Annotated in this window: 18 protein-coding genes and 4 pseudogenes; 13 read left to right on the forward strand and 9 right to left on the reverse strand. The window is 67.7% G+C overall.

What is annotated here, in order from left to right:
* Positions 1-57 precede the first annotated feature (57 nt).
* Positions 58-969 carry a transposase family protein gene (locus tag KUF83_RS28885; RefSeq protein ID WP_217456010.1) on the reverse strand — a complete coding sequence of 304 codons (912 nt, stop codon included), beginning with the start codon at positions 967-969 and terminating at the stop codon, positions 58-60.
* A gap of 191 nt (positions 970-1,160) precedes the next feature.
* On the opposite strand from KUF83_RS28885, the gene KUF83_RS28890 reads away from it, so the two are divergent.
* The 8 genes and pseudogenes from KUF83_RS28890 (at position 1,161) to KUF83_RS28925 (ending at position 7,687) form a co-directional block, all read left to right on the forward strand.
* A complete protein-coding gene (locus tag KUF83_RS28890) occupies positions 1,161-1,580 on the forward strand; it encodes a hypothetical protein (RefSeq protein ID WP_254644545.1) in 420 nt (139 codons plus the stop codon).
* Positions 1,581-1,622: 42 nt separating this feature from the next.
* A pseudogene (locus KUF83_RS28895) lies at positions 1,623-1,934 on the forward strand (transposase family protein); the annotation flags it as partial.
* A gap of 618 nt (positions 1,935-2,552) precedes the next feature.
* The gene (locus KUF83_RS28900) at positions 2,553-3,236 is read left to right on the forward strand and encodes a S1 family peptidase (RefSeq protein WP_217457918.1); all 684 of its coding nucleotides are present in this window, start codon (positions 2,553-2,555) and stop codon (positions 3,234-3,236) included.
* 233 nt (positions 3,237-3,469) lie between these two features.
* Positions 3,470-3,931 (forward strand): annotated as a pseudogene (locus KUF83_RS28905) (IS110 family transposase); the annotation flags it as partial.
* A 647-nt stretch (positions 3,932-4,578) separates the two neighbouring features.
* Positions 4,579-4,962 (forward strand): hypothetical protein, encoded by a 384-nt coding sequence (locus KUF83_RS28910; RefSeq protein ID WP_217457919.1) that lies wholly within the window; start codon positions 4,579-4,581, stop codon positions 4,960-4,962.
* Between the two features lie 101 nt (positions 4,963-5,063).
* The gene (locus KUF83_RS28915) at positions 5,064-5,633 is read left to right on the forward strand and encodes a hypothetical protein (RefSeq protein WP_217457920.1); all 570 of its coding nucleotides are present in this window, start codon (positions 5,064-5,066) and stop codon (positions 5,631-5,633) included.
* Positions 5,630-6,970: a hypothetical protein gene (locus tag KUF83_RS28920; RefSeq protein WP_217457921.1), complete on the forward strand. Its 1,341-nt coding sequence runs from the start codon at positions 5,630-5,632 to the stop codon at positions 6,968-6,970. Before KUF83_RS28915 ends, KUF83_RS28920 begins: the two co-directional genes overlap by 4 nt.
* A 336-nt stretch (positions 6,971-7,306) precedes the next feature.
* Positions 7,307-7,687, forward strand: a complete 381-nt coding sequence (locus tag KUF83_RS28925; protein ID WP_217457922.1) for a hypothetical protein — start codon at positions 7,307-7,309, stop codon at positions 7,685-7,687.
* A 374-nt stretch (positions 7,688-8,061) separates the two neighbouring features.
* Here KUF83_RS28925 and KUF83_RS28930 read toward each other — a convergent pair whose 3' ends face one another.
* Positions 8,062-8,724, reverse strand: coding sequence for a response regulator transcription factor (locus tag KUF83_RS28930; RefSeq protein WP_217457923.1), 663 nt, complete (start codon positions 8,722-8,724; stop codon positions 8,062-8,064).
* Positions 8,699-9,871, reverse strand: a complete 1,173-nt coding sequence (locus KUF83_RS28935; protein WP_217457924.1) for a histidine kinase — start codon at positions 9,869-9,871, stop codon at positions 8,699-8,701. The genes KUF83_RS28930 and KUF83_RS28935 overlap by 26 nt, the downstream gene beginning before the upstream one ends.
* Positions 9,872-10,046: 175 nt before the next feature.
* Here KUF83_RS28935 and KUF83_RS28940 point away from each other — a divergent pair, with 175 nt between their 5' ends.
* On the forward strand, positions 10,047-12,326 hold the full coding sequence (locus tag KUF83_RS28940) for an MMPL family transporter (RefSeq protein ID WP_217457925.1): 2,280 nt from the start codon (positions 10,047-10,049) through the stop codon (positions 12,324-12,326).
* Positions 12,327-12,688: 362 nt separating this feature from the next.
* On the opposite strand, the gene KUF83_RS28945 is transcribed toward KUF83_RS28940, so the two are convergent.
* Positions 12,689-13,093: a type II toxin-antitoxin system PemK/MazF family toxin gene (locus tag KUF83_RS28945; protein ID WP_217457926.1), complete on the reverse strand. Its 405-nt coding sequence runs from the start codon at positions 13,091-13,093 to the stop codon at positions 12,689-12,691.
* Between the two features lie 166 nt (positions 13,094-13,259).
* On the opposite strand from KUF83_RS28945, the pseudogene KUF83_RS28950 reads away from it, so the two are divergent.
* Positions 13,260-14,203, forward strand: a pseudogene (locus KUF83_RS28950) (IS701 family transposase); the annotation flags it as partial.
* Between the two features lie 240 nt (positions 14,204-14,443).
* Here KUF83_RS28950 and KUF83_RS28955 read toward each other — a convergent pair.
* Positions 14,444-15,064 (reverse strand): TetR family transcriptional regulator, encoded by a 621-nt coding sequence (locus tag KUF83_RS28955; protein ID WP_217457927.1) that lies wholly within the window; start codon positions 15,062-15,064, stop codon positions 14,444-14,446.
* Positions 15,065-15,189: 125 nt separating this feature from the next.
* On the opposite strand from KUF83_RS28955, the gene KUF83_RS28960 reads away from it, so the two are divergent.
* Positions 15,190-16,182 (forward strand): aldo/keto reductase, encoded by a 993-nt coding sequence (locus KUF83_RS28960; protein WP_217457928.1) that lies wholly within the window; start codon positions 15,190-15,192, stop codon positions 16,180-16,182.
* A 31-nt stretch (positions 16,183-16,213) separates the two neighbouring features.
* Here the strand turns inward: KUF83_RS28960 and KUF83_RS28965 are convergent.
* Positions 16,214-16,432, reverse strand: a pseudogene (locus KUF83_RS28965) (transposase); the annotation flags it as partial.
* A 371-nt stretch (positions 16,433-16,803) separates the two neighbouring features.
* Here KUF83_RS28965 and KUF83_RS28970 point away from each other — a divergent pair.
* Both KUF83_RS28970 and KUF83_RS28975 read left to right on the forward strand, forming a co-directional pair.
* The gene (locus KUF83_RS28970; RefSeq protein ID WP_217457929.1) at positions 16,804-17,799 is read left to right on the forward strand and encodes an aldo/keto reductase; all 996 of its coding nucleotides are present in this window, start codon (positions 16,804-16,806) and stop codon (positions 17,797-17,799) included.
* A 189-nt stretch (positions 17,800-17,988) separates the two neighbouring features.
* On the forward strand, positions 17,989-18,744 hold the full coding sequence (locus KUF83_RS28975) for a class I SAM-dependent methyltransferase (protein ID WP_217457940.1): 756 nt from the start codon (positions 17,989-17,991) through the stop codon (positions 18,742-18,744).
* Positions 18,745-19,046: 302 nt separating this feature from the next.
* On the opposite strand, the gene KUF83_RS28980 is transcribed toward KUF83_RS28975, so the two are convergent.
* The 3 genes from KUF83_RS28980 to KUF83_RS28990 form a co-directional block, all read right to left on the reverse strand.
* On the reverse strand, positions 19,047-19,490 hold the full coding sequence (locus KUF83_RS28980; RefSeq protein WP_217457930.1) for a peptidoglycan-binding protein: 444 nt from the start codon (positions 19,488-19,490) through the stop codon (positions 19,047-19,049).
* A 219-nt stretch (positions 19,491-19,709) separates the two neighbouring features.
* Positions 19,710-20,168, reverse strand: a complete 459-nt coding sequence (locus KUF83_RS28985; RefSeq protein ID WP_217457931.1) for a peptidoglycan-binding protein — start codon at positions 20,166-20,168, stop codon at positions 19,710-19,712.
* Between the two features lie 672 nt (positions 20,169-20,840).
* The gene (locus KUF83_RS28990; protein WP_217457932.1) at positions 20,841-21,638 is read right to left on the reverse strand and encodes a hypothetical protein; all 798 of its coding nucleotides are present in this window, start codon (positions 21,636-21,638) and stop codon (positions 20,841-20,843) included.
* Positions 21,639-21,731: the final 93 nt, after the last annotated feature.

Raw genomic sequence — 21,731 nt, forward strand, 5'->3', positions numbered from 1 at the left:
TAACGAGCTCGTGCACGACAAGCGGTGTGACGTCGAGAGCCTCGGTGGGGCCCGTGCTCACGTCTGCCGTGTCGAGTGCAGGTCCGCGGTCTGCTGGTGGGACAGCAGGCCGGCGATGGCCTGGACGTTGTCGCTCATGTGCTCGCGGCGGCCGAGGTGGCGGGCCAGGGCCCGCCAGTTCTTCAGGTGGGCGATGCCGTGCTCGACCCGGATACGGCGCGAGGAGTGTGCCTTGCGCTGGCGCTCGTACATCTCCTCGTACCAGTCCGGGGCGTTCTTCTTGAACTTACGGTGCGGGGGCGTCACCACCCGGCCGCCGGTCTGCGCGCCCAGGCCCTGGTAGCCGGCGTCGGCGAGGATCTCGAGCGCGGGCGCGTCGGCCAGGAGCGTGACCAGCCCCAACTGGCGGGCGTGGGTGATGTCCGCGCAGCTCGCGGGACGAGCGGGGCTGCACCACAGCACGCGGCCAACGCCGTCCGTGACCACCATGGATTTGACGGCGTTCTGCTTGTTCTTGCCAGAGATGAACTTGTCCCGGTCCTTGCGCCCTGCGGCGGGTCGCCGGACGCGGATCTCGGTGCCGTCGATGATGCCGGTCGTCCCGCTCGAGCCGAGGTGGTCGACGACCTCGGCCAGGGTTCGCAGCCGCACGTCGGGGCTGACGGTGCAGCCTCGCTCGGCGAGCAGAGGCCGCACCTCGTTGACAGCTCGTGTGATGGTCGAGCGGTCAACGCCGAACCAGCAGGCCAGTACGTCGTGGGTGGCGCCGTGCCGAAGATGGACGAGGGTGGCCAGCAAGCGGTCGACGAACACCAGGCGGTGTTTCGGCCCGCCGCCCACGGCCCGCCTCCGCAGCCGGGAGGCCAGCTTGGCCTGGTGACGCTCATGCCACAACGGACCTATCTCGGCTACGAGTTCAGCGATCACATCGCCCGTCAGGCCCGTGATGCGACGGTTGCTGATGATCACTGCACGAATCTTGTTCCCCGCCACCCGACCATGATCAACCATCGCGGGCCCGACGTCGTCTCACCGCTTGTCGTGCACGAGCTCGTAAGGGTTGTCCCGTAAGCGATCTTCGGTCGGTTGCGGTCAGAGCCCCGCACATGGGCGACCGAGCCCTGATGGCAGGATGATTGTCCCGACGATCCTGAGGGGCCATGGCCGTGCACACCCCTGCCGACTACCTCGAACTGGCGCACGCTGAGAACGACACCGCCGTCCTGCATCGACTCGCGCGTTGTCCATACCCCTTCGTCTGGCAGGCGCTGGCCGCCAATCCCTCAACCGCGCCCGGCACGCTGCTGGAACTGAGCACGGCCCATGACAGTGCATGGAACGACAACAGGCTCCTTCGCCTGCTGGCGGAGCATCCGAGCGCCGACCACGCAGTGCTGCGAGCCGTCCGTGACGCCGTGGCGGCGAAGCTCGCCGAAGGCGAACGACCCTATGCCGCTGTGCTCGCGCTGGCAGGACGGACAGAACTTCAGACGGCGGAAGTGAGAGAACTCGGGACTCTGTGTGGGGCTTCTGCGCGTCTGCGCAGTCAGCTGGACCGGCACCTCGGGCTCCGTATTTGATCCGTGCACATCCCGGTCAGCTTCAGATGGAACGATCTTGGTGTGACTGCAGTGATCACGGCGTCGGTGCCGTCCTGGATAGGCCCCTTCACCGGGCTGAGCCCGCGCTGCTTCGGCAAGCTGGTGACCGCCGTGCGGCGCGAGACCGCTGCCGAGCCTCAGCGTGGGCGGCCCTGAGGGCTCCCACTTGAGGATCGCATTCTCCTTGTCACGGCGTACTGGTGCACAAACTTGACGATGCGCCAGATTGCTCCGCTGTTCATCATCTCGAAGTCCGCAGCGGAACGGATCATCGGCCGCCTCGGGCCGTTGCTCGCGCTGCAACCTCGCCAGCGATTCCGCAAAGACAGCGTCTTTTCCGGCACACCGATCTTTCCGTCGTCTCCGATCGGCACCCGGACGAGGGACGGGCGGAAACTGTCGGTCAGCCAAGCCGCGGCCCGGGTCACCGTCACGTCGTTGAGGTAAGCGGCGTCGGGGACGGTGACGTCGGCCAGCAGCGCGCCCGACTTCGTGTCGTACACCCGGAAACTGGTGATGACGCCGGGGACGACGCTGCCGCCACCGCCGGTCACCCACAGTCGGCCGAAGCGGTCGATCTCCATGTCGGAGGCCATCTTTGTGCGGGCCGGGCGAGGGAGCGAGCGGCTTGATCATCCCGCTCTTCAAGTCGATGCGCTCGATCGAGCCGTCGACCAGCGACCCGGTGTAGGCCAGCCCTTTCTTCTGGTCGATAGCAAGGTTCTCGGGCGAGAACCCGTTCGGCAGCCGCACCTCCTGGGGGAACGGCTTGGCCGCGTACGCGGCCGGGACCGGCGCGGCGGAAGCCGGAACGGCGGACAGGCCGGCGACCACCATCAAGCCGTAGCGCCGACCGGGGGACGGCCGGAGTACGCCTGTCGCCGCGCCCGTCGCACCTCCACCATGAAGGAACTGTCCGGTACCGGACCACCGATGACCCCGGGAGGGGCCGTGAGACGTCTGCACACCTGCTTGGCGATGCTGACCACAGCCGTGATGGCCGTGGTCACCCTGCTCTTCGGCACCGTTCCGTCCGCCACCGCCCTGCAACTGACGACGATCCGGGGCGGCACCATGCTCTACGCGGCCACCGGCGCACAGTGCGTCGTCGGCTTCAACGCGAGGGGCAACGGCGTCTTCTACGGCGTGATGGTCGGCCACTGCTCCGGCACCCACACCACCACCTGGTACGCCGACGCCGCCCGCACCGTGCAGGTCGGGGTCACCGCCGGCGCCGCTTTCCCCATCGACGACTACGGGGTGGTCCGTTACACCTCGAACACGCTGAACCTGCCCGGTGACATTGCGCTGGGAGGGGGCGTCTACCAGGACATCACCGGGGTGGCGAACCCGGCGGTCGGGCAGTCGCTCTGCCACGTCGGTCGGACCAGCGGGGTCCACTGCGGGAGGGTGACCGCGGTCAATGCCACGGTCAACTACTCCGAGGGCGCCGTCCATGGCCTGATCCGGTCCACCACGTGTTCGGAGGCCGGTGACACGGGGGCCCCGGCGTACTCAGGCACCCTGGCCGTCGGCTTTCTGGTCGGAGTCAGCGGCAACTGCACCTCCGGCGGGGTCTCCTACCACCAGCCCGTCGCGGAAGTCCTTTCGAACTTCGGCCTCACCGTGTACTGAGCTTGTCCTACGTTTCTAGCACGGGCTCACGCCGGCCGTTCGTAGGATCGGTGAGCCCGAGGACTCCGGTATGGGAGTGAACTTGTCGCCGCTCGATGGCTGAAGAGACTTGGCCGCCGGAGTCCGCGACGGTCGAACCCGCTCATTGGGATACGCAACTTGATCGCTGTGTAGGGCAACGTCGGCGCGGCCGTCCGCGGGACCGCAGAACTGAACAGCTGGCGGAGGCGATCATGTTAAAGATCTGGGCCGGGGTCGACATCGGCAAGGAGCATCACCACTGCGTGGCACTCGACGCCCGGGGTGAACAGCTGCTGTCGCGCCGTGTCAGCAACAACGAGCCCGAGCTGCTGGAACTCATCCAAGAAGTACTCGCCCTCGCCGGACAGGGAGAGGTCCTGTGGGCGGTGGACACGAACCACGGCAGCGCCGCCCTGCTCATCGGGCTTCTGCTCGACGCCGGACAGCCGATGGTCTACCTCACCGGTCTGGCGGTCCACCGGGCCCCGGCCTGCTACCGCGGGCAGGGCAAGACCGATGCCAAGGACGCCCACGTCATCGCCGACCAGGCCCGCATGTGCCAGGACCTCGGACTGCTGCGGCCCGGCGACGAAAACGCCGTCGACCTGCGTATCCTCACCGGGCGCCGCCTCGACCTCGTCCATGACCGCACCCGTCAGATCAACCGGCTTCGTGATTCGCACCGAAGGCATCATCCTCACGGTCGCGGCGCTCACCCCTCGGCGCGACGGGAGTGTTCCGGAGCAGACGCCGAACCGTGACCACAGGGCTCGTACGCTTCCGCCGAACCGCCCTCATCGCCCTGTTGATCGCCACACCCCTGCTCGCCGCATGCGGCGCCGTGGTCCGGGCCCGCGAAGCGCACAGTCGAACAGCCGCCGTGACAGAGGTGGCATACAGGACCAGCTCCGCGGTGTCGGGCGCGGATCCGACCACCGGTTCCTGGCGACCTGTCAGAAACACGTAGGCGAGACCGCCCACCACCTCACGACGGATTACGGAACTCCTTCTATCAAATTCCATCGCATTGCGATCAAAGATGCCAAATTATGTCACGTCAGGAATACATCAGAAGAATATGTTAGTTGATTTTGCTGCCGCGGTATTATCTCCGCCATAGAACCCTCGACATGTGCACCGCGTACCCGTCCGCGCGTGCGACTGCAGGGGCATTGGGGGGCAAGAGGTGTCGTTCAGACGTCTTCTATTCAGTGGCCTATCCGGCTTCTTCTTCCTATCTGCGGCAGTCGGTTGCGGCAGTCCGCAGACGTCCGATTCGGGCACCCCAGACAGGTATGGCATCCCTCTCTCCTCTCGATCGGTGGAGACCAGCCCTGTAGAGGAGACCGATCCCGTAGGGACGGACTCCCCGGCGACCGGGCCACCGGAGACGGAGACGGAGACGAAGGAGACGAAGGCATGGCCATCGGCTCCCCCGCAGGTGGTGGGAGAGTGGTGCGGTGGCAGCGACGCAGCACGCGAGGGGCACTGGACCTATGTCTTCTCCAGCGACGGGCGCTTCTCCAGGCACAACGCGCAGCGCGGAGGCGTCACCGGCCATGCACTATTCGACGCCGGGCAGATGACGCTCTACGCCGACGGCCGTCAACTGATCGCCTATCCCTGGTCGACAACCGTGGACGCGGTACTGGGAGACCTGCTCTTCATCGACGGGTTCAGCTATGTGCGCGGAAGTTGTTCCTGACTCGCCCCGAATTCCTTCCACAACCGGTCTTCACGCGAAAGCAGGCTGAGATGTCCCGGGGATCTCCCGTGCGGCCGCGGGCACCGGCAGCGAGTTTGCTCGTGCTCTCGGCCTTGATGCTGCTCACGTTTACGACTTCCTGCTCGCCGGCCCCAAAGCCACAACCCCCCAACAAGACACAAACCACCGTCACTTCCTCTCCAACAGCATCAGTTCCCTGCTCGTCCGCCCCGCAGCCGCCCAACAAGACGTCACCCGCCGCCTATTACTCCTCAGCAATACTGGCCGCGAAGGAGAATCCTGTCCCCGATCCTCTTGTCGGGGTTTGGGAGAGCGCACGGCAGAATTCCAACACCACGCTCGCATACCGGTTCGCCACGGACGGCACGTACAAGTACGCCGGTCTGCTCTCGTACTGCATGGGACCAGGAAGGCTCTACGAGCTCACCCAGATCGTCCAGGGCACCGTGCAGGTCGAAGGGGACCGGATCACGCTGAGGCCCACCACCGACACGGTCACCAGGAAGAACCCGGAGAATCCTCAGGAAGATTACGAGAACCGGCCCGGGCCCCGGACGGTACAGAGTTTCAACTGGCAGGCCGGGGACCGGACCCTGACACTCACTGACCCCGACGGCCTTCAGTTCGTCTTCAGACAGGTGTCGGCATGACGAGCCCTGTGCCGGGTCCCCCGGTACCTCCTTCACCTCCGGATCCCCCAGCGCCTCCCGATCCCCCGCCCCCACCTCGCCCGCGGTTCAGCCTCCGCACACGCGTTCAGATCGGGCTAATCAGCGCTGTCGTCCTGGCGACGCTCCTGGCCACTTGGCAGTTCAAGAACGCCGGCGACGCCTATCAGGACGCGATCGCCCAGGAGATCACGCTGCAGACAGCCCTGCAGAGGGACGTACAACATGTCTACGCCGACGAAGGCCAGTTGCCTTTCAGCGTGGCGGCTGCTTCGGCGCGCGCCAAAGCCCTCAAGGGACTCAAGAGCCAGGGCCGCCTCGCCGCGTCCGAGCATTACCAGGCCGAACAGCAGGAGTTCATCCTGCGCAGTTCCGCACACCCCGAGAGCATCATCGGCAGCAACCAGTACCTGACGGGCAAACAGGGGTACGATCTTCCTCGCCGCCTTGCCGATCAGCAGGAGCGTCAACCGGCCCTCTACCACCTCAAACCCGACGCCACCGTGCAACAGGGCGACAGGTGGGCCGACTGGGGGCGCGGCACGACCGCGGCAGCTGGCGCTGCGGTTCTCGCGGCAATCGTGGCCGCCAGCATTCTCAGGCCCGCACCTTGGCGTCACCCGCCCCCCGTCCCTCCTGCCCGGCCCATTCTCAGGGGCGTCGACCCCATCCCGCAGCCCGCCACCGCGCCACCCGACCGCCGACGCGCCATTCAGATCCATCTGCTCATCGCCGCTCTGCTGTTCCTGCTTCCGCTCGGGCAGCTGGTGGCCACGGTGAGCGAACAGCGGTCCCAGGCGGAAGCGGCGCGGCATGCGGTCCGGCTTACCGCCAGCATCGTGGTGAGTGGCCAGAGGGCGGCCTTCCTCAACCAAATGGTCGGTTCGGCCAACCTCGCTGAAATCGAGGCTCTCGCCCGCGAGGCCGCGGCCCTCTATCTCGAAGACTCCGCAGCCACTCGGCACGAACGGTCCGTGGCGACAGCCGAGCTTCGCCTATCCGGGCGGCTGCGTCAGATGGCCGAGTTCATGGGACGCGCGCCCCGCGTCGCCGACGGCGTGACCCGGGGCACGGTCACCGCCATTGGCGTAAAGCCCGAGGACTGGCCCGCCATGGTTGGGGAGCAGAGCCGGTACAAGAAGCTCGCGGACGCTGCCGGGAGCCGCGCACTGTATCTGGCGGCCGCCACTGCCCTCGCCGTCGTGGCGGAGGTGCTGGCCGCCGCCTTCCTCGAAGCCAGGAGACTGTCGTGGATGAAGTGGCCGGTGGGATTCGCAGCACTGTCCCTGGCGATCACAGCCGTGGCCTTCATCCAGTGAGCCATCCGGAGCGTCATGAGGCTGTGGCGTGGTTCTCAGGTTGATGCAGCTCAGCACCTGTGCGATGGGGGGTATCCATCGCACAGAATTGGCGCGATCACTGGATTGGTGAGTGCTTTGAGGGTTTCAGAGACCACAGATACCCCTTCCTGAAACATGCGCTCGGCCGTACTGTCGAGGGCGATGCCGTTGAGGTCGAGATGTCTCGCGAATCTTAATGAGCTGCTGCTCGTGCTCGAGTTCGGTGCGCATCGCGTTGAGTAGTCGTCGGGCCGTGTCGCTCTGCCTGTCGTAGCAGTGCGATGTCGTTACCCTTGACCGTGATGTCCACTTCGCGTGTTCCGTCGGTCGGCGGGCTGGGGGCTCCTCTCCGTGGACAACCAGTCCTACGGCCTGCTGCCCCGTCAGGTCGAGGGCAGCCCGATTGTCCCGTCCACGCTGCTGACCGGCTCCAGGAACGCGGAGAAGATCGGGGCCGAGACGGTCGGCGGCGCCCGCACCACGCACTACCGGGGAACGGTCACCTTCGAGGGGTTGAAGGCCGCTCAGCAGGCTGCCACCGACAAGGCGAGCCGCGAGCGCCAGACCAACAGCCTCGACCAGTTCATAGCGCTGGGGTGTCGCTTTCCCAGGATCAACGAGCCGGTCACCGTCAGAACCCCGTCCGCCAGGAACACCGCGGACCTGGGCACGCTGCTGGACACACAGACCGGCTGAGCTTGTCCTACCTTCCAGGCGAAGATCCGATGCCGACCTGACCCGTTCGCTGGAAGCTGCCGAGCGCCGTCAGCGGTTGTACTGAGAGCCGGCGCAGCCGCGGGCATCGCCGTAACGACCGCACCAGGGCACGTATCGAGTCGTGATCATCGGGTGGTCCTGGTGAGGTCTTTGACCCAGCTCATCGAGGCGTGCAGGTGGAGACTGGCGAGGTAGCTGACGAAGGTCTTGCCGTATCGGGTGTCTCACCATCCCGGTTCCGGCCTCCTGGTACGTCGCGCTCTGGGGCGGGTGAGGCACGTGGAGCCGGCGTGAGCCGACCGGTGCACTGCTGGCCGGGTGGGGCTCATGGGACATGGCCCGGCACCCCCGGCTCAGGTTCCGGGGAGGATACGGCGCGTTTCGTACGCCCACATCGCGATCTCGACCCGGTTGCGGGCGCCGAGTTTGGCCATCAGGCTGGCCAGATGCGTCTTCACCGTGCTGAGGCTGATGTGCAGTGCATCGGCGATCTCGGTGTTGGTCAGCCCGCGAGCGACGGCGAGGAGCACCTGCTCCTCGCGGGCGGTGACGGCGGAGACCGGCTGGGCCACGGGCCGCCCGGCGGGCAGGTCCGCGAATGCCTGGAGCAGACGGACGGTGACGCTGGGCGCGATGAGCGCCTCACCGTCGGACGCCGACCGTACGGCCTGCGCCAGAAGGTCCGGTCCCGTGTCCTTGAGGAGGAATCCGCGGGCGCCCGCACGCAGTGAGCCGTAGACGTACTCGTCGAGGTCGAACGTGGTGATGACGACCACGACCAGCGGGTCTGCGACGCCCGGGCCGGCGACCAGCCGGGTGGCCTCGAGCCCGTCGAGTACGGGCATGCGGATGTCGAACAGGCAGACGTCGGGGCGCAGTTCGCGGGCCAGACGTACCGCTTCCCGCCCGTCGGCGGCCTCGCCGACCACCTCGATGCCGAGCTGAGCGTTCAGCATGATCCGCAACCCGGTGCGGATGATCGCCTGGTCGTCAGCGACGAGGACGCGAATGGACACCGCTCTCGCTCCTCGCTCTCGGCAGTTCGGCTTCGACATGCCACCCCCGGTCGGTACCCGGGCCGGCTCGTAGTGTGCCGCCAAGCAGGGTCGCGCGCTCGCGCAATCCGGTAAGTCCGTATCCGTCGCGACCCCGGCCGGTGCGCCGGCCGTTGTCGCGCACGCTCACCCGTACCGTGTGCCGTTCCGCGGCGACCCGAACGACGAGCTCGGTCGCGTCGACCGCATGGCGCATCGCGTTGGTCACCGACTCCTGCACGATCCGGTAGACGGCCGCGTCCACGGCCGGGGGCAGCGCGTCCAGTTCGCCGTCGAGCCCCAGGTCGACCCTGAGGCGACCACCCGGCGTACGCACCAGGCGCTCCAGATCCGCGACCCCGGCAGGGGGCGCCAGTTCGGGGCCGACCCCGCGGTCGCGCAGCGCGGCGACCATGGCGCGCATTTCCTCCAGCGTGCGTGCCCCTTCCTCCTCGACCTCCTCCAGCGCCTCGACGGCGGCGGACGGGTCGGTGCCCGCGAGTACCCGGCCCGCCTGGGCGATGATCACCATGGCCGACACGTGGTGGGCCACCGTGTCGTGCAGTTCCCGGGCGAGCTGCTCACGCTCGCGGGAGCGCACCTGCTCCACCTGCCGCTCGCGAGCGGTCACACGGAACCGCACGGCAGCCCCGACCACGCCGGGCAGCAGCAGGAAGACGAAGCCCACGACCTTTTCGACGACCGGGGTCTCGTACGTGACGACACACAGCGCGCCGACCGCGACGATCACCGCGCCGCCCAGCACGATCTCGCGTCCCGATCCCCACCGGAGCAGCGCGTACACCAGCACGAGCACGACCGCGCCGGTGTCCAGGCCGACGGGCTCGCGCTGTTCGGCGACGAGCCAGGCCACCTGGAGCAGCATCACCGAGCCGAACGCCAGCGTCACCATCGCCAGCGGGCGGGTCCGGCGCCACAGGGGCAGCAGCCACAGCGATACGGCGAACAGCACCGCCACCGGCCGCCACACGACGTTCTCACGCAGGGTGGCCTCCAGCGCCACACCGGCGAGGCCCGCGGCGAGCAGCGCCCAGTCCCGCCGCATCCGGGCGGGCGCGTCGGGCGGCCGGGGTTCGGTCCACAGGGTTCGCAGGTCGTCTCGGAGCACGGTTCTCAGCCTAGGGACCGCGGCGTGCCGCGCATCGGCCGAAAGGACGGGGCCGCACTCCGACTTGGGGCCGACGGATCCGCGGCCCGCGGGCCGATGCCTCGGAGCGCCGTGGCGACGAGCCTCTGCATCGGCGGCCGTACAAGGACGGCCGACGAAGTGGTTGGAGGACCCGATGCTCTCGAAAGCCCTGTTGCGCCTGGGCGCAAGCGCCGCCCGCCATCCCTGGCGGGTGATCGCGGCATGGCTGGTCGCCGTCACGCTCGCAGTCCTCGCCGCCGTCGCCTTCGGCGGGCGGAATGCGGATGCGATGACCGCTCCGGGACTGGACTCCCAGCGGGCCGCGGAACTGATCGAGCGGGCCGGCACCGGCCAGGAGGGGATGACCGCCCAAGTGGTCGTCACCCCCCTCGACGGCGCTGCGACGTTCTTCGACCACGACAGCGCGCGCACCGCTCTCACGCGGCTGCAGACCGAGGTGAAACGGCTGCCGCACGTGCTCGCCACGAGCGACCCGGCGGGCGCACTCGACGCGGGCGGGGACACCGCCGTGCGCGGCGGCCTCGTCTCGGCCGACGGACGGATCGCGGTCGTCCGGGTGCAGTACCCCGACCAGAGCCGGCTGTCGGCCGAAGACCTCGACGCCCTCGTCGATCTCGGCGACCGGCTGCGCGCCGAGATGCCCCTGCGCATCGAGATGGGCGGGGACCTCTTCTACGCCTTCTCCGGCTCCGACGGCGGCGTGAGCGAGTTGATCGGTCTCCTCGCCGCGGCCGCGATCCTGTTCCTGGCGTTCGGTTCGCTCGTCGCCACCGCGCTGCCGATCGGCATGGCGGTCTTCGGGCTGACCGTCGGGGTCGCCACGATGACGGTACTGGCGGGAGTCACGGACGTCCCCACCTTCGCACCGGTCCTGGGCAGCATGGTCGGGCTCGGCGTGGGCATCGACTACGCGCTGTTCGTGCTCGCCAGGCATCGGGAGTACCTCGCGCGCGGGCTCGATCCGCACGAGGCGGCCGGACGAGCGGTGGCCACGGCGGGGCGGCCGGTGGTCTTCGCCGGCGGCACCGTCGTCGTGTCGATCCTCGGCCTGGCGGTCGCGAACGTGCCGTTCATGACGGTGGGCGGGCTCGCCGTCTCGATCGTCGTCCTGACCATGGTGGTCGCGTCGGTGACGCTGCTGCCGGCCTTCCTCGGCGCCGCCGGCCCGCGCCTGGCCCGGGCCGGCCGGATCAGCCGGGCTCTGCAGACCAGGAAGCTGGGGCGACTCGCACGGCGGCGGGACCCGGCGGCAGGCGCCGCTCACGCCGCCGGGTGGCGCCGCTGGATCGGGCACGTCAGCCGGCACCCGGTGCCGTACGCGGTCGGCGCGGCAGGGCTGCTGCTGACCGCGACGCTGCCCGTGCTCGGCCTGCGCGTCGGCCTGCCCGACGACGGCTCACTGCCCCACAACCGTACCGAGCGCCGGGCCTACGACCTCGTCGCCGAGGGCTTCGGCCCGGGCACCAACGGTCCCCTCGTCATCGCCGCGGACCCCACCGGTGACCCGGAAGTGCTGGACCGACTCGTCGGGGCGGTCGCGGCGGATCCGGGCATCGCATCCGTCGCACCGACGCGCACCGATCGCGCCACCGGCATCGCGACCCTCGTGGTGTTCCCGACCACCAGCCCTCAGGACAAGGCCACGGCAGACACCATCGCCCGGCTGCGCACCGACGTGCTGCCCACGGCGATCGCGCACGGCCCGGCCAGGGCCCACGTCGGCGGCGCCGCCGCGAGCCTGTCCGACGTAGGCCAACGCACCAGCCAACGCCTGCCGGTGTTCGTCGCCGTCGTGCTGGCGATGTCGTTCCTGCTGCTGATGCTGGTGTTCCGCTCGATACTCGTACCGCTCAAAGCGGTACTGCTGAATCTGCTGAGCATCGGCGCGGCCTACGGCGTCATGGTCGCGGTCTTCCAATGGGGTTGGGGAGGCACACTCATCGGGCTGGAAGCGACGGTTCCGATCGTGTCGTTCATCCCGATGTTCCTCTTCGCCATCCTGTTCGGCCTGTCGATGGACTACGAGGTGTTCCTCCTCTCCCGCGTACGCGAGGAGTACCTGCGCACCGGCGACAACGGCACGGCGATTGTTGAGGGCGTCTCACGCACCGCCCGAATCATCACCTCGGCCGCTCTCATCATGGTGGCGGTCTTCCTGTCCTTCGCCGTCGCCGAGGACCCCTCCACCAAAATGTTCGGGCTCGGCCTGGCCACCGCGATCTTCATCGACGCCACGGTCGTACGCATGGTGCTGGTCCCGGCGACGATGACACTCCTCGGCCGGGCCAACTGGTGGCTGCCAAAGTGGCTGGACTGGATACTTCCCCGCGGCCCGGTCGGCACCGACGACACCGACGACACCGATGCGGAATCCACGGGCGAGGCCCCGCGCCCACGGCTAATCAACCGTTGACTCAACTCCTGCCCGCCCTTGGCGTCCGGCACCTCGGCGATGTGAAGGCCGCGAGCAAACTGGTGACCCAGGCCGCAGGTAGTCGTGGGTGCGGCGTTCGGGCATGCCTGCTCGGCTGCTGGGGCCGGTGGTGGAACGCTCCCGGCGACGTTCCGAGGAGCGGGATGCTCAGCGCATGCGGGACATCCAGGAGGCGCAGCGCGGTCGGCACTCACAGCAAGGCCAGCAGAAAGCCTCTGAGCAAGAGTGACGGCAAGTACTCCACGTAGATCATGATCTCGATGGTGAAGGGCGCCGAGGCCGGCGTGGATCATCTCGCCCGAGATCGCCCACGCCGTCACGGGCGTCGGCTCCTTCTTCGTCTACCCGAGTTCACCGAGCCGGAGGGTGTCCCGCATCTCGCTGAGCTTCGCGGTCGTCGCCGGGGTCTGCTCCTGCCCTTGTTCAGCGAGTCGGAGGGCGTCGTCGATCTCGCTGAGCTTCGCTGAGGACAGGACGGCCTCGCGCTCTATCAGGTCGTCCCGGGACACAGTGGTCAGCCACGTGCACGGAGTGAAGCCTGGACGCGGGAACGCGAGCCGCAGCACGCCTTCGAACGGCAGTCCTTCACCGGCACCCACCATCACTTCGACGCCCAGAGCGCTGATGTCAACACCCGCCGGAGAAACGACCTGCATCACCCGGATCCCGGACGTTTCCTCTCCCGACAGCAGTACGACCAGCCTCCGCTCGTCGAACTGAACCCACCAGACTTCGCCACGTTGCACAAGTCCTCCAGATACAGGACGGCAGGCAGACGCTGCGCGACCCTGACGCGCTGTGGAGACGGGCGCGGCCACCGTTGGTCATCGGTGTGTGAACACAAACAATCATGCGGCGGCCGCAGGTCACAGCGTAGACCCTGCCCGCCGGCAGGAAGCGTTCGAGGGCCTGATGAGCCGGATGGCGGGACGGTTCACGCAGGTGGAATCCCGGCGCCGGGCCCGGAAGTTGGTACTCGGACTGCTGTCCGACCTGCCGCGCAGAACTGCTGGACCATCGCCAAGTGGGCCGGGGACAAACCCGGGACGGCACGCAGCACCTCCTCGGGCGGGCCAAGTGCGACGCCGACCACGTCCGCGACGACGTGCGCGCCTACGTGGCCGAGCATGTGCACGACGCCGAGGCAGTCCTGGTTGTCGACGAGACCGGCGACGTGAAGAAGGGCACCGACACTGTCGGTGCCCAGCGGCAGTACACCGGCACCCCGGGCAGAATCGAGAACCCCCTGGTCGCCGTCTATCCGGTCTCGCCGGCCGCCGCGGGCCGCCGCCGCGGCGAACCGGGAATCTTACGTTCCGCGTTCCTGGACCACCGACCCCGACTGCTGCCGCGCCGCCGGACTCAGTGAGGAGACCGCCTTCGCCGCCAAACCCGAGCTGGCCGTGTGCATGCTTGCTCGGTTCCTGGTCGCCGGCCACCGGGCCGCGTGGGTCGCGGGCGACGAGGTCTACGACGGCGCCCCAAGCTGCGCAGCGCGCTGGAGGAACGCGGCACCGGCTACGTCCTCGCGGTGGCCCGCTCGCACGAAGCCACCACCAGCGCGGGGAAGTTCCGCGCGGACACTCTGGCAAAAGAGCGTGCCCAAACGGGCCTGGCAGAACCTCTCCGCCGGAACCGGAGCCAAGGGTCACCGCTTCGACGACTGGGCCGTCATCGACCTCGCCAACCTCGATTCCAGCAACCGTCAGCGGCTGATCCGACGCAGCCGCGGCACCGGCGAACGGGCCGACTACCGCTGCTACTCGCCCACCCCTGTGCCACTGACCGAGCTGGTGCGCGTCACTGGACCAAGATGGCGGGCCGAGGGGTTCTTCCAGTCCGGAAAGAGCCTGGCTGACTGGACGAGCAGGTCCGACTTCTCATCGAAGGGCTCCCGCTTCTGGAGGCAGTGGTAAGAGGCAGCTTCTTACGGCGTGATCGCTCGCTGAACAGTGTCGGACGGCTCCCGCTGAGGTTCCGTTGGTGGTGGTGCTGGCGAGCAGGGGTACCCGAGGGCTCAGCATGCTGCGCCTGATTCCGGTCACGAGCGCACGTACCCCGTTGCGGGCAGGTCCCCTGCCCCAAACCGGTGTTACTCAGACCGCTCGGGGGAATAGCTGCTCGACTGCGGTCACCACTGCGGCACGGCGGGCGGCGGTGGTGGGGTCCGCGGCGTGTGCGGCGGCGGCCTTGCTGAGTTCGGGTTGCGACGCCCAGGTCATGGCGATCTGGTTGACCAGGGCGAGGACGTCGGCCGGATCCCAGGCGGGGTCGAGTTGTCCAGCCTGCTGAACCTGGCGGAGCTGGTCGATTTTGCGGGTGATCACTGCCTGGTCGGGATCGTCGGCACCGGCTGTGGTGCCCTGCAGTTCGAGGCGGCCCCAGGTGATCAGGCGGTGGTGGTCTGGACGGGCGACGAAGTAGTCGAACAGCCGGCCCGCGTAGCCAGGGAGGTCGGACGGGTCCATCTGGGTGGCCTCGGCGATGACGACATACTCCCGTGCAGCAACAGCGGCATAAAGCGCGTCTTTGCTGCGGAAGTAGGCGTAGACGCGTTCCTTGCTGGTTTTGGCCAGCTTGGCGATGCGGTCCACGCGGGCGCCGGCGATGCCGTGGCCGGCGAACTCCTCCATGGCAGCGGCAAGGATGCGCTCGCGCGTGGTGTCGCCGCCGGTGGTGGGCGCTGCGGTCTGGCCGGAGTCGCGGGACTGGGACATAGGCCCAGGATAGAGCACCGAACCGTTCGGTTTGGCAGTCGGGGTGGTCGGCACGTACAGTCAAACGGAACAGTTCGGTTTGGCCTCCGTGGGTGAAGCCGACGAAATACCGAGGGAGTGAACTCATGCAGCATCGCAATCTGGGCTCTCAGGGTCTGCGCGTCTCGGCGCTCGGCCTGGGGACCATGGGCATGTCCATGGCCTACGGCGCCTCGAACGACGCCGAGAGCATCGCCACCATCCGCCGCGCCCACGAACTTGGCATCGACTTCTTCGACACCGCCGAGCTGTACGGCGCCGGTACCGGCAGTAACGAAATCCTCCTGGGCAAGGCAGTCCGTGACTTCCGCGACGAGGTGGTCCTCGCCACCAAGTTCGGCTTCGACATGACGACCCAGCCGCTGGGCTCCGGCTTCAACAGCCGCCCCGAGAACATCCGCAAGGTCGCCGAGAACAGCCTGCGCTACCTGCAGAGCGACCACATCGACCTCTTCTACCAGCACATCTCCGACCCCACCATTCCGGTCGAGGAGGTCGCGGGCGTGGTCGGCGATCTGATCACCGAAGGCAAGGTGAAGTACTTCGGCCTGAGCAACGTCGGACCCCAGTACATCCGACGCGCCCACGCCGTTACCCCGCTCTCGGTGCTCCAGTACGAGTACTCGCTCTTCGAGCGGGAGGTGGAGGAGGAGATCCTTCCCGTCCTGCAGGAGCTCGGCATCGGCCTGGTGCCCTACTCCCCGCTCGGCCGCGGCTTCCTTACCGGGGCGGTCAAGCCCGCGAGTGAATACCCCGCGGACGACATGCGCAGCTGGGACGAGCGCTGGCAGGGCGAGAACTACACCTACAACCTCCGCGCCACCGAACAGCTCAAGGAACTCGCCGCGGCCAAGGGCATCACCACCGCCCAACTCGCGCTGGCCTGGCTCCTCGCCCAGGGCCAGGACGTCGTGCCCATCCCCGGCACCCGCAGTGCCAAGCGTCTCGAGGAGAACGCCGGCGCGGACAGTGTCCAGCTCACTGACGCCGACCTGGCCCACATCACCGAGATCCTCCCCCACGGCTCGGCGGGCAGCCGCCTCCCGGCCGCGATGCTGTCCAGCTTCACCACCGACTGATCCCGCCGACGCCACAACGCCTCTTCACCGTTCATGTGGTGAGGCGCCGGTGGCAGATGAGAGCGGCGGCTGTGCCGACGAAGGCAAGGACGTGCTCGGGCTTGCGTTCATAGCGGCGGTGTGGGCGACGGCATCCGCCAAGCCAGGAAACCGTACATTCGACGACCCATCGATGACGGCCGAGCCGCTGCAGGGGCTCGATGCCCTTGCGGGCGGTGCCGTGGCGTATGCCGCGGCTGCGGAGCCATCGTCATGGACGCTTCACCTCGGCGGGCGGCACCACCCGCCGGAACAGAGCCCACAACTCGTCCGGTACCAACCGCTCAACAGGAATCGTTACGCCTCGTTTCAACGCGCGATCGGGCCATAAGAATCGATGTCTGAGGCTACGGATTCTGCCGCCGCCGACCATCCCCTGCCAAAGCGGGGCACCCGAGGAGAAACTGTCGAGATCCCGCTGTCCAGTGGCCCCGACAGCGCCTGCGCCCGTTACTCTGTCCGCGCCGCTGGTGCCGGGCGCCGGTGTCAGCCGTGTTCGGGGCGGCGTAGAGACTGCGGGCCGTCACCGTTCAGCAGCCGTGTCGGCTGCTTGAGCCAGTCGGCCGTGGGGAGTGGGTGGTGATGAGAGCCGACGACCTCGTACTGCTGGGCCGCACGGGGCTGAGGGTCAGCCGTCTTGGGCTGGGGCTGGCCTCCCTGGGCGGACTGTTCGAGCCGGTGTCGCAGCAACAGGCGGCCGCCACGCTCGACACCGCCTGGGAACTGGGCGTACGGCTTTACGACACTGCTCCCGTGTACGGGTACGGGCGCTCGGAGACGCGTACGGGCGCGGCCCTCTCCCGGAGGCCCCGTGACGCGTATGTGTTGTGCACCAAGGTGGGGCGGATCATCGAGCCGGGTGGCCCGGACACGCAGCCGATCTGGGCGGATCCGCCGGCTGGGGTCGGGCCGCGGCTCGACTACTCGTACGCCGGAGTGCTGCGTTCGGTCGAGGAGAGCCTGGGGCGGCTGGGGCTCGACCGGATCGACGTCCTCCATGTGCATGACCCCGACGAGGATTTCGGGGCCGCGGTGGCAGATGCCTATCGGGCGCTGGCAAAGCTGCGGGACGAGGGGGTCATCGGCGCGGTCTCGCTCGGCGTCAACCACGCGCCCGTGGCCGCCCGTTTCCTGCGGGAAGCAGCCTCCCCCGGGCCCGACTGCGTGCTGCTGGCCGGGCGATACAACCTCCTCGACCAATCGGGGCTCGAGGAGTTGCTGCCGCTGTGCGTCGAGCGGGAGGTCGCTGTCATGGCCGCAGGTGTCTACCAGTCGGGATTGCTGGCAGACCTGCGGCCAGGCGCTCCGCACGGATACACGACGATTCCTGCTGAACTGGGCGCGCGCATCAGGGCGTTGAGGAAGCTCTGCGCTGCCTTCGACGTGCCGCCTCTCACGGTGGCTGCGCGGTTTCCTCTCGGGCACCCCGCCGTCGTGAGCGTGGTCGTCGGCGCCCGTTCTCCCGAGGAGGTCGCCGAGAACGTGACCCTCTTCAACCGCCCTGTCCCCGGCGACCTCTGGGCCGCCCTGAAATCCACTGGCCTACTGCCGGAAGGCACTCCGACACCCTCCGCGTAACCCCGCGAGTGACACTACTTCTCACGAACAAATTCCCAGCTGACCACCCGGTGACATCCACTCAGACGGACAACTGACAACCCACAAACACCGTCAGAGCCATCCTTGCGAAAACCATTGGTGCCCGGCTTGCTCCGCTGATGGACTGACGTCCTACCGTGAGTCTGCCGCGTGACGGAGGTAGTGGTGGTGACGGGCTATGACGTGCTTGCCGAAGTGTACGAATGGCTCATCTCGGATGCAAAGTTGCCACCAGCCGAGTTCGCTGCGTCGTTCGACGACGTCCTCAAGCCCCTGCCGTCGAACGCTCACATCCTCGACTGTTCGTGCGGAACCGGACAGTTGGCGGTTGGCCTCGCCGGTCGTGGCATGCAGGTTGTCGCAACTGACGCCAGCGAGGCGATGGTTCGTCGGACTGCGGAGTTGTCCGAGGAGTACGGGGCATCCGTCCGGGCCGTACGGGCGAACTGGGAAGAGTTGCCCGACCATTTCCAGGACAACACGTTCGACATGGTGTTCTGCGTTGGCAACTCGCTTCACCATGCCGCGGGCGCGACAGGCAGGGGTGCCGCTCTGAAGTCGATGTCACGGCTTCTGCGCCCCGGCGGGCGCTTGGTACTCACATCCCGCACTTGGGAACTCGTGAGGGCCAGAGGTTCCCGGCTGGAGATCAGTGACCGACTCGTCCGCCGGAACGGTCGCGATGCCGTCGTGGTCTACCGCTGGGAGATTGCGCCGCATTGGGAGGAGGAGCACCACATCGAGATTGCGATCGCGCAAGTTGATGCGACCGGGTTGGTTCTCGTCCGCTCGGAGCTGCTGTCCTGCTGGCCCTACCGGTACGAGGAACTCGAAGTCGACCTGCACCGGGTCGGACTCCGAGCGGAACTGAGCACGTTCGCTCTTGAGACCGAGAACTACATGGTGGTCGCGAGCAAGGTATGAACACCGGACTCTCAGTCCCTGTCGCGTCCAGATCAATGAGCAGGATCTCGTCGATCAGCAGCGTGAACGGATCCAGCTTCGACGGCCGCGCCGAAGCGGTTGTCGTGCGCGGCTGCGGCCCAGCCGAGGTCAGGACCTTGTTGACCGTGCTCCAGGTGACGCCGTACTTGCCGGCCAGGAGAAGTACGGCTACCTCACCCGGGATCTGCCGGGCATCCAGCGGCAGGCCCTGTCCCGGCTCCAGCGCACGCACCGAATCCGTGGGCCGGATCGGCCCGCTCGCCCGGTCGGCCGCGTACGGATCAGATGCGGCCGCAATGTCCCAGGGATCCGGCGTGCTTCATCGCATTGCGCGTCTGCGGGCCGTAAATACCGTCTGCACCCAGTCCGTACTTCTTCTGGACAGCCTCCACCGCCAGGAAGGTCTGACGCCCGTAAGCGCCGTCGACAGCCAGGTGTGACTGCCCCTCACACGTCTTGAGGCTCGTCTGGAGAATCTCGACGGCCGTGTCATCACCTGTGTAGTTGGGGTTCAGCACCAGGTTGCAGGTGGTGGTGCCGCTGGGGGCCGCCGTGGACGGCACCTTGATGTTCAGGCCGCCATGGGCAATGGTCTTGTAAGAGGTGCAGGTGGGGTAACCACCGGCCGCGGAAGAGGTGGGAGCGGTGGCCGTGAGGACGCCAACAGCCGCGGCGAAGGCACCCACGGCGGCAAGAGCCCGATTTCGGACAGAGCGGTAAGTCATGGATTTTCTCTTTCTCTTGAATATTAATTATGATCTTGAGTCCGGAAAGTGCCGCCACAAGGCCCGTCCGCTCTGCGGATGAGCAATGAGGCAGTCGTACTGTCCTGACGAGAACGCCTGCAGGCACGATGCGGCGGGAGGCAGGACTCGTACTCCGCTGACCGTCCTCTCCCTGATGAGAGACACGTCCGCCAGTGCGTGTGCGGTCGTCGGGTCGGCTCAGCAGAGGTGCGAGAACCTATCGGCGTAATGCGCGAACGCGTCCTTGGTGCGCTTTCCGGCGATCCCGTCGACAGCAAGGTTGTAGCCCAGGTTGCGGGAGTTCAGGTAGCGCTGGAGCGCCTGGATCGTGTTGGGTCCGACGATTCCGTCGATGTCATCGTTGTAGAAGCCCTGGGGGGTGAAGAATTCCTGCGCCGCCTTCCAACTGTTGGTGCCCAACTGCCCGTCGATCGTGCCGGGCTTGTAACCCAATGCGCGCAGCCAGCACTGCCAGTCCCTCGCCTGGGCGGTGTTCAGCCCGAGGTTGACCACCGCGAGCGGGCCGACCTCACCCGTCACTGCCTGCTGCTGGGTCGGCGCGGGGGCCGCCACGGCTGTGCCCGTGGTGGCCAGGCCGCCGGCGGCGATTCCGACGGCGGCGGTGACACCGACGAGTGCCTTGGTGAGTGCGCGCATGCTTTTCCCTCCGTTGACGTGCGATGAGCTGAACCGACTACACGGGCCGACTCCGCGACATGACCGGGATTTCGGCGCGGTGTCCGGCCACACGATGACGCGGAAGAGGCGTCATCCTGGGACGTCCCACGCGCGAACGTCAGGTCGTGCGCGTTCGTTGCAGTCGGTGGCACCTCCGTACGACGGGCACAGTAGCCCGGTCCGGTCGCCGAGTGTGCCGGTCGTTTGCCCCACAAGCCCATGAGCCGTAGAGCGGTTGGATTGCTGTAGTTCGGGTGGCCGGGGCCGCGTGGCGGCGGGTTCGATGTCGGGCGCGGCGCCGGCCTGGTGGAGCGTCGCCGACTGGAGATGTGTAAACGCTGTTGGATCCGGTCGGGGCGGGTTGGGCGGCGTTGGGGATGCAGGATGAGGAGCAGACGGCGGATCTCGTGGGCGGTGAATACGCGGGGCGGGACGGTACCGGCGGGGGCAGCCTCGTCCCTGGTCCGCAGGCTGTGCTGCCTCCTGACGGTCGCGCTTCGAGGCGAGAGGCCCTGTTCGCGCAGGGCGACCGCGTCTTGGAGGCAGGAAACGATGCGGCCGACTGGGCGAGGGTGATGTGCCGGTATCAGTCGTGGTCGGGGATGCACGCACCCCGGCAGCTCTCCGGTCGCCGGTCCCCTGCTTCGGCAGCTACAGGCCGGCTGATGAGTCGCCACCGTCGCTGGTGACCTTGACAGCGGCGCCGAGGTCCGGTGCTGCCCTCCTGGCGAGCTCGTCGGCATGGTCCCGATCCGCGCTCTCCGCCACGACGATGCTCACTGCCGATCCAGACACAGCGTCGCGTCGCACACCCGCGCCGACGACCGGGTACTGGGCGAGCACCGCCTCGTACGCGGCGATCGCCTCGGCAGGGAAGGCGTCGTTGAAGTCGGTCTCCACAAAGAGTCCCGGCCCCCTGACCTTGAGGACCATCACGCCGGCGAGTGGCCGGTGCCGGTCGCCCTCGGCGAGCATGTCCTTGAACACCGCCAATGCGCTGGTGGCATCGACCGCGGTGACCTCGATCCGCCAGCGGTCGGTTGCTTCTTTCCAGGGCTCGTCGTCGATGTCGGCGTTCACCACCTGCTCGTCGGCTGTCAGTGACCGCCACAGCGCCAGCGCTTCGTGGGTGCGCCTTTTGTCCGCGACAACGGTGAAGGTGATGCCGTCCGCCGTAATCCGTCCGGTGATCTTGTCGTGACGGGCGACGTACTGCCTCATCTCGCCGGCCAGCTTGGTCACGCGGTCGGCGGAAGTGCCGTCCTTGAGGATCAGAGTGCCGTCGGACGTCCCCTTGAAGGGCAGCGTGTTGTTCTTGGTGGTGCGGATCTTTGCCACGTCCGGCGTGCCGGCCCAGTTTTCTTCGAAATCCGCAGCGAGTGCCGTGCCCTTGTCGATGGCGCAGCCGGTCAACAAGGGCAGGCCCAGCACGAACGCGATGATCGGCATCGGCCACCGTAGGGCGCTTCTTCTCAGTGTCTTCTCCTTGGAAGAGGGTGAGCACGTCGGGGCCGGTCAGCCCTGGGCCTGGCCCACGGCGAG

The sequence above is a fragment of the Streptomyces sp. BV286 genome, assembly GCF_019090165.1.
In the GTDB taxonomy this organism is placed as follows: Bacteria; Actinomycetota; Actinomycetes; order Streptomycetales; family Streptomycetaceae; genus Streptomyces.

Bases quoted from the DNA above. Each gene is read 5' to 3' on its own strand.
- KUF83_RS28970 (WP_217457929.1), top strand. From the start codon at position 16,804: ATGAGAGCCGACGACCTCGTACTGCTGGGCCGCACGGGGCTGAGGGTC.
- KUF83_RS28960 (WP_217457928.1), top strand. From the start codon at position 15,190: ATGCAGCATCGCAATCTGGGCTCTCAGGGTCTGCGCGTCTCGGCGCTC.
- KUF83_RS28920 (WP_217457921.1), top strand. From the start codon at position 5,630: ATGACGAGCCCTGTGCCGGGTCCCCCGGTACCTCCTTCACCTCCGGAT.
- KUF83_RS28890 (WP_254644545.1), top strand. From the start codon at position 1,161: ATGGCCGTGCACACCCCTGCCGACTACCTCGAACTGGCGCACGCTGAG.
- KUF83_RS28940 (WP_217457925.1), top strand. From the start codon at position 10,047: ATGCTCTCGAAAGCCCTGTTGCGCCTGGGCGCAAGCGCCGCCCGCCAT.
- KUF83_RS28985 (WP_217457931.1), bottom strand. From the start codon at position 20,168: ATGCGCGCACTCACCAAGGCACTCGTCGGTGTCACCGCCGCCGTCGGA.
- KUF83_RS28990 (WP_217457932.1), bottom strand. From the start codon at position 21,638: ATGCCGATCATCGCGTTCGTGCTGGGCCTGCCCTTGTTGACCGGCTGC.
- KUF83_RS28955 (WP_217457927.1), bottom strand. From the start codon at position 15,064: ATGTCCCAGTCCCGCGACTCCGGCCAGACCGCAGCGCCCACCACCGGC.
- KUF83_RS28980 (WP_217457930.1), bottom strand. From the start codon at position 19,490: ATGACTTACCGCTCTGTCCGAAATCGGGCTCTTGCCGCCGTGGGTGCC.